Raw genomic sequence first — 9,290 nt, 5'->3', positions numbered from 1 at the left:
CTCCAACTCCCTCCGCCTCCGCCGCTTCCGCCCCACCCACCCCTGACTCCGATCGCCGACCCGACCACGAAACCGCAGGTCAGACCGCAACTCCATACCGATTTCCGCCCCGGCCGGAACTACGGTAATCTCTTACCCGCACCGCACAAACTCCTTAAGCGGCCGTTAACGGCCACTTGGGAGTGGCGATACGCGCCGTTAGCTCAATCGGCAGAGCAGCTGACTCTTAATCAGCGGGTTCGGGGTTCAAGTCCCTGACGGCGCACAGGCTTTGACCAGGCCGGATGCTTCTGTGAAGCATCCGGCCTCGTTGTGCGGTGGGGCCGGGGTGTGTCCAGGGTGCGCGAACGGGGCGCATGAGACGGCCGTCTCGCTATCTGGTCAAGGGTTGGCTCAGTCGTCTGCCACGCCCGCCTATTTCTTGATCACGCTGCGGGAGTCTTGCGACTCCTGCGCGGTGAGGTGTTGGTCGCGGTGCCGGGCCTGTTCTTGCGCGGTTTCGTCGAGCGCTGCGACCGGCGGGGCGGTTGGTGCCGGGGATGAGGCGGCCCGCCTGGAGGATGAGGGTGGCGGTGTCTTCGGCCGCCTGCCGGGCGACGTCGGGCAGGACGCTGACATAGGTGTCGGCGGTGATGACGATGGAGGAGTGGCCGAGTTGGTCTTGCACGACCTTGAGATCGGCGCCGGCTTGTAGGGCGAGGCTGGCGGCGCCGTGACGGAGATCGTGAAGCCGCACCGGAGGAAGGCCCGCTGCGGCAATGAACTCGTACAACAGGCGGGTGAGCCGGTCTGGATTCAGCGGTGCGCCACGTAGGTTGGTGAAGACGTACCCGGAGGGCATAGTGCCGTTTTTCACGGATTCGGCCTGCTGTCTGGCGCGGTGGCGGCGCAGGACGGCGGTGGTGGTGCGGTCCAAGGCGATGGTGCGGCAGGAGGACTCGGTCTTGGTCGGGCACTGCGCCAGGTGTCCGTCAACACGCTGGATCTACTGGCGGATGGTGATGGCTTGACCGTCGAGATCGATGTCGCACCAGCGCAGTCCGGCTGCTTCCCCGCGGCGCAGCCCGCGCAGCGCGATCAAATGGTATGCGGCGTAGAGCCGGTGCTCGCGGATTGTGTGCAGGAAGTGGGCGGTCTGCGCGGCGGTCCATACTGCATCGCAGGTCGCTGTCCGTCGAGCAGGTATTGATTGATCCGCGTCTCGGTCCACACCACCGCGTGCGGGCGGCGTGCACGAGCCTGCTGGATCAGGCGTGCCGGATTGTGCTCGATCAGCCCCTGGCGCACGGCCGCGTTGAGGGCAGCGCGCAGCGTCGCGTAGATCCTCTCGATAGTTCCGTCACTGACCGGCCGCTTGCTCGCCACGCTGTACCGGCGCACCGACTCCAGCATCCCGGTGATCTGCAGGCCGGTCAGATCGCGCAGCGGGATGCGACCGAGGTACGGGATCAGATGGTTGCGACACAACTGAAGGTAGCTGCACCGGGTCGACTCACGCAGCCTCGAGGTCGTCTCCAGCCAACGATTGAGCCACATCTCGACCGTGACGATCCCGGTACCGGGTCGCTCGGTGCCGCGCAGGTCGATCAGGGTCCGCTCGGCCGCGGCACGCGTCGGATAGCCGCCACGGCGAATCCGCTCGCGCCCGCCCCGGGCCGTAGGGACGTCGAGCGCTATGTACCAGCTTCCGTGGCCGGGCTTGGACAATTTCGGACAGCGCGGCCCGAGTTTCCGGGCGCTGTCCTCCTGTCGGCAACCGCACCGCTTGTAGACACTGCCGCTAGCGTTCATCACTGCTCCTGCTCTCGGATTGGCGGCGCGGTGTGCGCCAACCCGAGCCATGCCCCGATCGCAACGACAACGGCTGGACGACGTACCGAGTTCGCTCCTACAGCGCAGCTCGTATGGACCATCCGAGCGAAGCCCGGTTGCAAATGATGTGCCCCGTGTTGCGTGGAGTCGGGGTGCATCAGTCTGCGGTGATCACGATGGAGGAGTGTCCGAGCTGGTCTTGGATCACCTTCAGGTCCGCCCCGGCCTGGATGGCGAGACTGGCCGCGACGTGCCGCAGATCGTGGAGGCGAATCGGTGGCAAGTCCGTCTCGCCCAGCATCTCGGCGAAGCGGCGGGTCAGATAGTCGGGTGTGGCCGGATCGCTGTGCTCGTTCGTCGACGCATAGCCCGCGGGCGAGCGCCGTAGGGATCGCGCCTCGCCGCGCTGAAGCACACGGTGGCGGCGCGACATGTTCGCGGTCATGACGTCGAGCGCGACCGCGCGGCGCGAACAGTTGGTCTTCGGCGGAGTCTGCACTACCCGGCCGTCGTACTGCTGGATCTGGCGCTCGGCAGGAGAACCTCGTGAGCTATGGCGCTCCCCGGCCACGCCCTCCTGGGCGTGGCCGGGGCCTTGATCGTGCACTGACGGTCGCCGCTCGTCAGTCGCTGATCTTCTCGGTGGCCGTCGTCACCGCCCGAAAGGCCGTTCCGCGATCCGGTCGCCGCCAGAAATCGGTGCGGGCCTGGGTCGTGGCCCGCACCGAATCGTCGGACCGCTCGACGGAGATCGCGAGGCTCAGCGGCGGTCGGCGCCGCCTGCGCAGCAGCGCGGAATCCGCCGAGGCGTCCTGCACTTGCCAGTCCTCGCCGAGCTCCGCCGCACAGCGGGCCGAGATCTCGCCGAGATCAAATTCCGACCCGCCGTGACGCACGACGGTCCTGCTCGGGCGCCAGGACAGGTCGCCCTCGCGCAGGTTCTCTCGGTGTTCGCGGAAGGCGGCGACGTGACGCGCCGAGTCCAGGGCACTGACGACGGCGTATGCCGCCGAGAACCCGACTGCAAGTCTGACGGGCAGGTCGCCGCCGCCCACGGCCACGATCGCGACAGCGACGGCTGCCACCACCAGGATCACTCCCAGCATGAGTGCGGTCTGCGCTAGCGTGAAGCGGAGGACTTCACGCCGCCACGTCGTGCTCGAATCCGATCTGCGCACTAGAAGAACCTTCTGATGTATTTGCCGAAATCGTGGGCGATGATGATGATGTCCGCTCTCAGGCCCGTGATCACCCTGGGCCGATTCTTGAAGAAGTTCGAGACTCCACTGGTGACCAGCGCGGACAAGCCGGCGAGGAGCGCGTCCTCGATGTACGTATTGTAGTTGCTCTGGTTGTGTGACCAGTCGGTCACGATCGACGAAGCCATCGCCCAGACCGCCCCGAATATCCGGCCATTGATCACTCCGCACACGCCGTCGCTGAGCCCGTCGCACAATGCCGCGAGAAGTCCGCCGAGCGCCGAGGCCGCGACGAAGACCGTCGCCTTGAACAGGTTCGTCACCCAGCAGTGCCATGACCAGCAGAACTCTCCGTTGAGGTCGAAGTTGGTCAAAGGGTTCTGGAACACGTAGTCGTACGGGTTGGCGTTGCCGCCGAGTACCGGGTCCGTCTCCAGGAAGCGGCCGGTGTTCGGGTTGTAGACACGCACGCCCATCAGGACGGTGCCGCCCATGTTCGTCTCGGCGCGTTGATTGGAGCCTAGGAATCCGTATTCGGCGGCTGCGGAGGAGCTTTCCGTGCTACCGAACTCGGTGTAGGCGTACGTGGCGGTCGGAGCGGTGTCGCTGCTCGGGTTGACCGTTGCGATGATGTTCCCGCGAAGGTCGGCCAGGTCGAGAGTGACCGTGCCGGATTCAGTGACCTGCGCACCGAGGCTTCCGCCGATTCCGCTGACGCTCGCCGTCCACGACCCGTTCGTCGTGCTCCAACTCGGCGAGTCGCCGCCGTCGGAGTAGTCATTGGTCGTGGTGTACCCGCTGGACGAGCTCACCTCGGTCGCATAGCGGTCGAGCGTGGCATCGAGCGTGTAGGTGTCGGTCACACCGGCCTGTGTCTGGGTGTCGACAAGGCCGTTCGCGTAGTACGTCGCCGTCAGGTCGCCTGAGCCGCCAGCGTCCGCCGACGGCGTCGTGGTCACATCGCCCTGGGTGTCATACGCGTAGGTGCTCGTCGTTCCGGATTCCGTGGTCGACTCGAGCCGGTCGGCCGCGTCGTACGTGTAGCTTTCCGCAGTGGACGCCGTCGTGGTCTGGCACGCGCCGCTGCTGGCCGCCGCGTACGTGGTCAGGCTGGTCCGGTTGGTGTCCGCGTCGTACGTGTAGTCACGCGTGGTGCACGATCCCGCGTTCGTGTCCGCGGTGCTGACCAGCCGGTCCGCCTTGTCGTATGTGTACGACTTCGTATCGTTCAGCCCGCTCTCGGTCGTCCAATCTCCTGTGGAGTTGGCTGTGATCGAGTCCGTGATCGAACTGGCCCAGTTGCTGTTGGAATACGTCAACTGTGTTGCCGTGCCGCTGGGGTCGATCGAGTACGTCGCGAGAGTGGCGTCGGGATAGGTCTGCGTGAGGAGCGCGCCGTCGGCGTTGTACGTCGCCGTGAACGTGCCGGCGAGCGAGTCGACTTCCTTGGTGGCCTGGCCGCCCGGAGAGTAGGTGACTGTGCTCGTGTCGTACGGCGTCGTTCGCGTGATCGCCTGACCGTCGAGGTTGTACGAGTACGTCGTCGTCTCGTTGTTGGCGTCGGTGTACGAGACCTGCTGTCCGAAGTCGTCGTACGCGGAGTTGTTGTCCGTAGCCACCGTGCCGGACGAGGTCAGCGTCTCGCTGTCGGTAGCCGCGCCCGTCGCGGAACTGTAGACGGTCACGGTGGTCGCGGGAGCGGTGCCCATGCCCGTGCCGGAAACCGCGACGGCCTGCTTGGTCTGCCTGTCGGCGGCGTCGTAGGTGTAGGTGACGGTCTCGGTGCCGGTCGAGCCGTAGGTCTTGGTCTCGGTCAGCGGAGAGAGGTAGTCGTTGTATGTGTACGAAACCGTCGGGATGGTCGTCGTGTCCGAGGGTTGCGCAGCCGGGTAGGTCTCGCAGACGAGGTTCGCCCACTCGGGCTCGTTGCCGCACGCGGAGACCTGGCTGTTCGCGCTCGCCGTGTAGTACACGGTGTGCGTGTCTCCGGCGGTGCCGCCGCTGCTGTCGGAGGGCTGGTCCTTGTCTATCACCAGGTTGTCGCCGTTGTACGTCGAGGAGCTTTCGTTGTACGAGGCCGTCGAGGTGATGGCGAGGCCGCTCGGGTCGGTGATCGTCTGAAGTGGCTCGCCGATCGTCCAGCCGGTGTCATCCGAACCGGACGCATACACGAATTCGCTGGTACGGCTGTCCGCGGTCGACGATCCGGGGATAGTCGATCCGACGCTCGCGGAGGTCGTCTCGCTCGTCTTCAGCTTGTACGGCGCGCCGCTGGAGTTCTTGTCGGAGTTCGGCGCGCCCGCATCGTACGTGTAGGCGGTGTGGTCGCGGGCGGTCTCGTCGGTGCCGTCCACGTCTACGGTGTGCGCCGGACCGTAACTGTCGTTCTCGACCTCGTACGACGCGTCAGAGCTTGTGCAGGTGTCGATCGTGCCGAAGTCGTCGCAGGCGTACTGGTTGATTGTGGAGAGTGCCGTCGCTTCGGATGCGGGAGATGAGGACGCCAGTGCGGTCGCACGATTCGCGGCGGTCAGCGTACTGGTGACATTACCGTCGCTGTCGTACTGGGTGGTGTCCACTGCCCACGCGCCGTTGACGTAGGAGGCGGTGTTGACTTGGCGGCCGTTGGCGTCGAAGTAGTCGATGGTGGCGTATTCGTAGTCGGTCGCCGTCGGCGAGGTGGTCGACGACGGCGTGTATCCACCGGGCCAGACTGCGACGGCCGAGGTCGGCACGTCTGTCTGGCTCCAGGTCGCTACGGTGGAAGTATCCATGGTGAGCGGACCGCCGGAGGACGTGGTCAGCGGGACCTCGTAGTCGATCGTGTCGGTGGCCGTCGTGCCGCCGTACGCGGACGAGTGCGTCCGGGCAACGGTCATGACCTTGCCGTAGTTGACGTCGGTCGCGGTGTCGTCGTAGGTGAACTTCCAGGACGCGAGTGCGCCCGATCCCGAGGCTTGGGCCGGGGAGTAGGCGGTGATGCGGCCGTAGTCGGCGTCGGTGGAGGTCTCGTCGTAGGTGTAGCCGGTCGCCAGCGGGGTGGACAGGCGCGGGTCCCACTCGGAGGCGACTCGCCCGGTCGTGTCGTAGCTGTAGTCGGCGACCGGGGTGTCGTGGAAGGTTCCGGAGTTGTCGACGTACACGAAGTCGATCTCGGAGACGTCACCCGCGGAGTTGTAGGTGAACGACAGTCCGCGGCAACCGGCGCTCCACGTCGATGAGGACGCCGGGCTCGGGCACGCCGTGGTCGGCGCGGAGGAAGACGCCGCGTCCGGAGCGACCACGAGCACCGGATCGCCGGCCGAGTTGTAGACGATGCCGGTCGAACTCGTCGTACCCGGCGAAGTGATCGTCGAGGGCGCGTAGTCGGCGTTGGCCGCGGAGTACGCGAACGCGGTGACGTTGTTAGAGGAGTCGGTCAGGTCGAACACGGCGGACGAGGTGTTCTTCGTCAGCGTCAGACCGGCGGATGCCGCAGACGCGTTCGCGGTGTAGGAGACGGTCGATCCGCTCGTGGAGCCTTCGGTGAAGGTGTACGTCGATCCGTCGCCGGCGGTCAACACGGCATAGGAGCTGTAGTCGGTGACAGACGACCAGTTCGAGGCCTGGGTGGATCCGATGCTGGAGACCCAGCCGGGACCGAAGATCCCCGACGCCGACGGGTTGACCGAGTTGAAGGTCCGGCCGACCGTCAGTGCGGCGCCGTACGACGAGATGTTCACGTCGCTGGCGGACATGGCGGCGTTGCCGGACTGGAGGCCGACGGTGACCGGTCCGACCGTGGTCGTGCCGAAGTCGGCGCCGGAGCCAGTGCGAGACAGAGTGACCGAGACCGGCGGAGTGGTGAGCGTGTCGTTGGAAGAGTCGGTGAAGACCGCCTCGACCTGGATCAGGCCGTCGTCGGCGATGGTGCGGTTGAGATACCACGTCAGTGAAGCGGTCTGCACGCCAGCGGCGTTCGTGCTGGTGGATACCGGGAAGGTGACTGCGCAGTTGCACTGGTAGACGACGTGGTCCGGGATCGTCGTGAATGAGCCGGAGGTGCCAAGGCGGTACTTGAACGTCGCCTGCGTGTACGCGCCGGGTGCAGCTGCCTGCAGGTTTATCGAGGACGCGGTCTGCGAGCCGTCGGACGGGGCGAGCATCGCGCCGCTCGTGCCGACGCCGAACACGTAACTGGTGGAGGATCCCTGCACGCCCGCGTCGTCGGTCGGGATGACGGTCAGGGTGTAGAGGCCGATCGCGGTCGGGTCGATCGTGGCCGTCTCGCTGGACCCGGTCACCCACGACCAGGTCGGGGTGCTCGTGCCGTTCTGCAGTTCGTAGATGTAGCCCTCGATGTGCGAGGTCGAGTCCGAGTACGAGCAGGAGTCGCCGCCGGAGATCAGCGCCGTCCAGGTGCCTGATGCGTAGCCGGTGCAGGTGACGCTCGGCGCGACCGGTGTTGTCGCGTCGGTCGTGAAGACCTGCGCGTTCGACCAGGCGCCGTATTCGGTGCCGTCGTAGCCGCGCACGTAGAGGTCGTATGTGGTGTTGTTGCTCAACGTCGTAGCCGAGGTGAGCGATCCGGTGGCGCCGGAGGCGTAGTAGCCGCTGGTGTTGTCCTCGATCACGGTCGAGCCCTGCTCGACCTTGAATTCGTACGCGATCTCGTTGCCGAGCGGGTCGGTGGAGTAGGCCTGGAAGGTCGGGGTGAGCGAGGAGGTGTACAGGTTGCCGTCGGCGGCCCAGTTCTGGGGACTGAGCGAGACGTCGCTCGCGTCGACCTGGTACGGCGCCTGGTCGTAGGTGATGGACAGGGTCGGGTAGGCGGCGAATGAGACGTACTGGTTCGTGTCGGTCTCGCTCGCGTTGATCAGGCCGAGGGAGAACTGCCAGCCGTAGGCGTCCAGGTCGGTCTGCACCCATGAGGCGACGTCGATCGACACGGTCTGGTTCGGAGCGGTGGAGGCGGTGGTGAAGTTCACCGCCTCCGGGCCGGCGAGGTTCGACGGTGCGGAGTTCCACGTCGAGGTCGAGGAGTACTGGCTGGTGTAGTACGCGTCGATCGTGTGCGCGACCGAACTGTTCGTGTAGGTGGCCACCGCGGTCAGGCTCACCGTCGCGGAGAGCACATCGGTGGTGGTGCCGTCCGCGGCGGAGGGCAGGCCGAACACGTAGTAGCCGCGGTCGGTGCCGCCGCCGTCGTAGCCGACGTTGACCTCGCCGTTGTAGGTCGCGTTCAGCTCGGCCGCCGTAGGATACGCGGACTGGTCCTCGCCGTATCCCTCCCAGGCCTGCGAGACGGTGTACGACGGGTCGATGATCACCGGGAAGGTCGTGGTCGCAGAGTCCAGCAACGCGCTCGGTGCGGTCATCGTGGCCTTGCCGGCCGAGTACGTCACCGGGACCGCGACAGGCTTCGCGTGCTTGGAGGAGTCCCAGGCGCGCGGCGCGGGCGAGGCGAACACGGCCCTGCCCTTGGCGTTCTTTACCGTCACGTTGCCGGACTTGTCCGCACTGCTGGTCAGCCCCTTGCTCAGCGACATGCCCAGGACCAGCTTCGACAGGCCCGGGTCCTTCGCGGCCGCGGCGTTCCCGACGATCAGCGACTCCTCGAAGCCGCCAGTCACCTCCGCCGTGACGACCAGGTTCACCCCGGGCAGCACGTCCGCGTAGGTTGCCGATGCACCGTCGTAGGACGGTGTCGGAAGCTTCGAGGGCCAGGTCACGGCCATCGAACCCTGGCTCGTCGTGGCCGTGACCAGCGTGGTATCGCCACCGCCGGAGAACTTCAGGGCGGACTCTGCGGCCTTCGGCGCGAGCGAACCGTCCTTGTTCACCACCAGATCGGCGTCGGCCGATACCCAGGAGCCGCTCTGCTTAACCCAGTGCGGTGTGGCCGAGGACGTGTAGGTCAGTGTGCCGTTCTTGTTCGCCGACACCTGCGTGTAGGCCGTCTGATCGGCGCTGATGCTCACGGACTTGTGGCACTTCTTCGCCAGCATCGTCGCCGTGGTCACATCGCTCGCTGACGACGCCGAGCACGACGTCGAGGCCTTTGATGTCGAGGCTTGCGCGGTGGTGGCGGGTACGACGGCCATCACCGTCGAGGCGATCAGAGCGAAGACTGATGCCCAGGCGGTGCGCCGGGTGAGCGCCGGCCAACGGCGCCCACCTCTCGACCTCCATCGCATCCCAGGAAAAGCAGGCATGACGAAACAACCCCTCCCGTGTGTCTCTATGGCAGAGTCGGCGCCGCTGGCGACGCGACACTGATCGCAGCACCATGGAAAATAG

At 66.2% G+C, this 9,290-nt stretch carries 6 protein-coding genes and 1 tRNA gene; 2 read left to right on the top strand and 5 right to left on the bottom strand.

Going from position 1 to position 9,290, the window contains the following annotated elements:
• The first annotated feature begins 192 nt into the window (after positions 1-192).
• Positions 193-265: transfer RNA gene (locus tag KDK95_RS08065), tRNA-Lys, on the top strand.
• Between the two features lie 108 nt (positions 266-373).
• Here the strand turns inward: KDK95_RS08065 and KDK95_RS08060 are convergent.
• The 5 genes from KDK95_RS08060 to KDK95_RS37630 all read right to left on the bottom strand — a co-directional run bounded on the left by KDK95_RS08060 (position 374) and on the right by KDK95_RS37630 (position 8,971).
• Positions 374-916, bottom strand: a complete 543-nt coding sequence (locus KDK95_RS08060) for a tyrosine-type recombinase/integrase (protein ID WP_212517401.1) — start codon at positions 914-916, stop codon at positions 374-376.
• A 161-nt stretch (positions 917-1,077) separates the two neighbouring features.
• Positions 1,078-1,791: a tyrosine-type recombinase/integrase gene (locus tag KDK95_RS08055; RefSeq protein WP_212517400.1), complete on the bottom strand. Its 714-nt coding sequence runs from the start codon at positions 1,789-1,791 to the stop codon at positions 1,078-1,080.
• A 178-nt stretch (positions 1,792-1,969) separates the two neighbouring features.
• Complete coding sequence (locus KDK95_RS08050; RefSeq protein ID WP_212517399.1) at positions 1,970-2,383, bottom strand: tyrosine-type recombinase/integrase; 414 nt, start codon at positions 2,381-2,383, stop codon at positions 1,970-1,972.
• 52 nt (positions 2,384-2,435) lie between these two features.
• Complete coding sequence (locus tag KDK95_RS08045; RefSeq protein ID WP_212517398.1) at positions 2,436-2,867, bottom strand: hypothetical protein; 432 nt, start codon at positions 2,865-2,867, stop codon at positions 2,436-2,438.
• 122 nt (positions 2,868-2,989) lie between these two features.
• Entirely contained in the window at positions 2,990-8,971 is a 5,982-nt protein-coding gene (locus KDK95_RS37630; protein WP_212517397.1) for an RHS repeat-associated core domain-containing protein, read from the bottom strand.
• Here KDK95_RS37630 and KDK95_RS08035 point away from each other — a divergent pair.
• On the top strand, positions 8,964-9,269 hold the full coding sequence (locus tag KDK95_RS08035) for a hypothetical protein (RefSeq protein ID WP_212517396.1): 306 nt from the start codon (positions 8,964-8,966) through the stop codon (positions 9,267-9,269). The genes KDK95_RS37630 and KDK95_RS08035 overlap by 8 nt on opposite strands.
• The last annotated feature ends 21 nt before the right edge of the window (positions 9,270-9,290 follow it).

Origin of the sequence: Actinospica acidithermotolerans (genome assembly GCF_018139625.1) — a bacterium.
Lineage (GTDB): Bacteria > Actinomycetota > Actinomycetes > Streptomycetales > Catenulisporaceae > Actinospica > Actinospica acidithermotolerans.
This window is presented reverse-complemented; position numbering and strand designations above follow the sequence as displayed.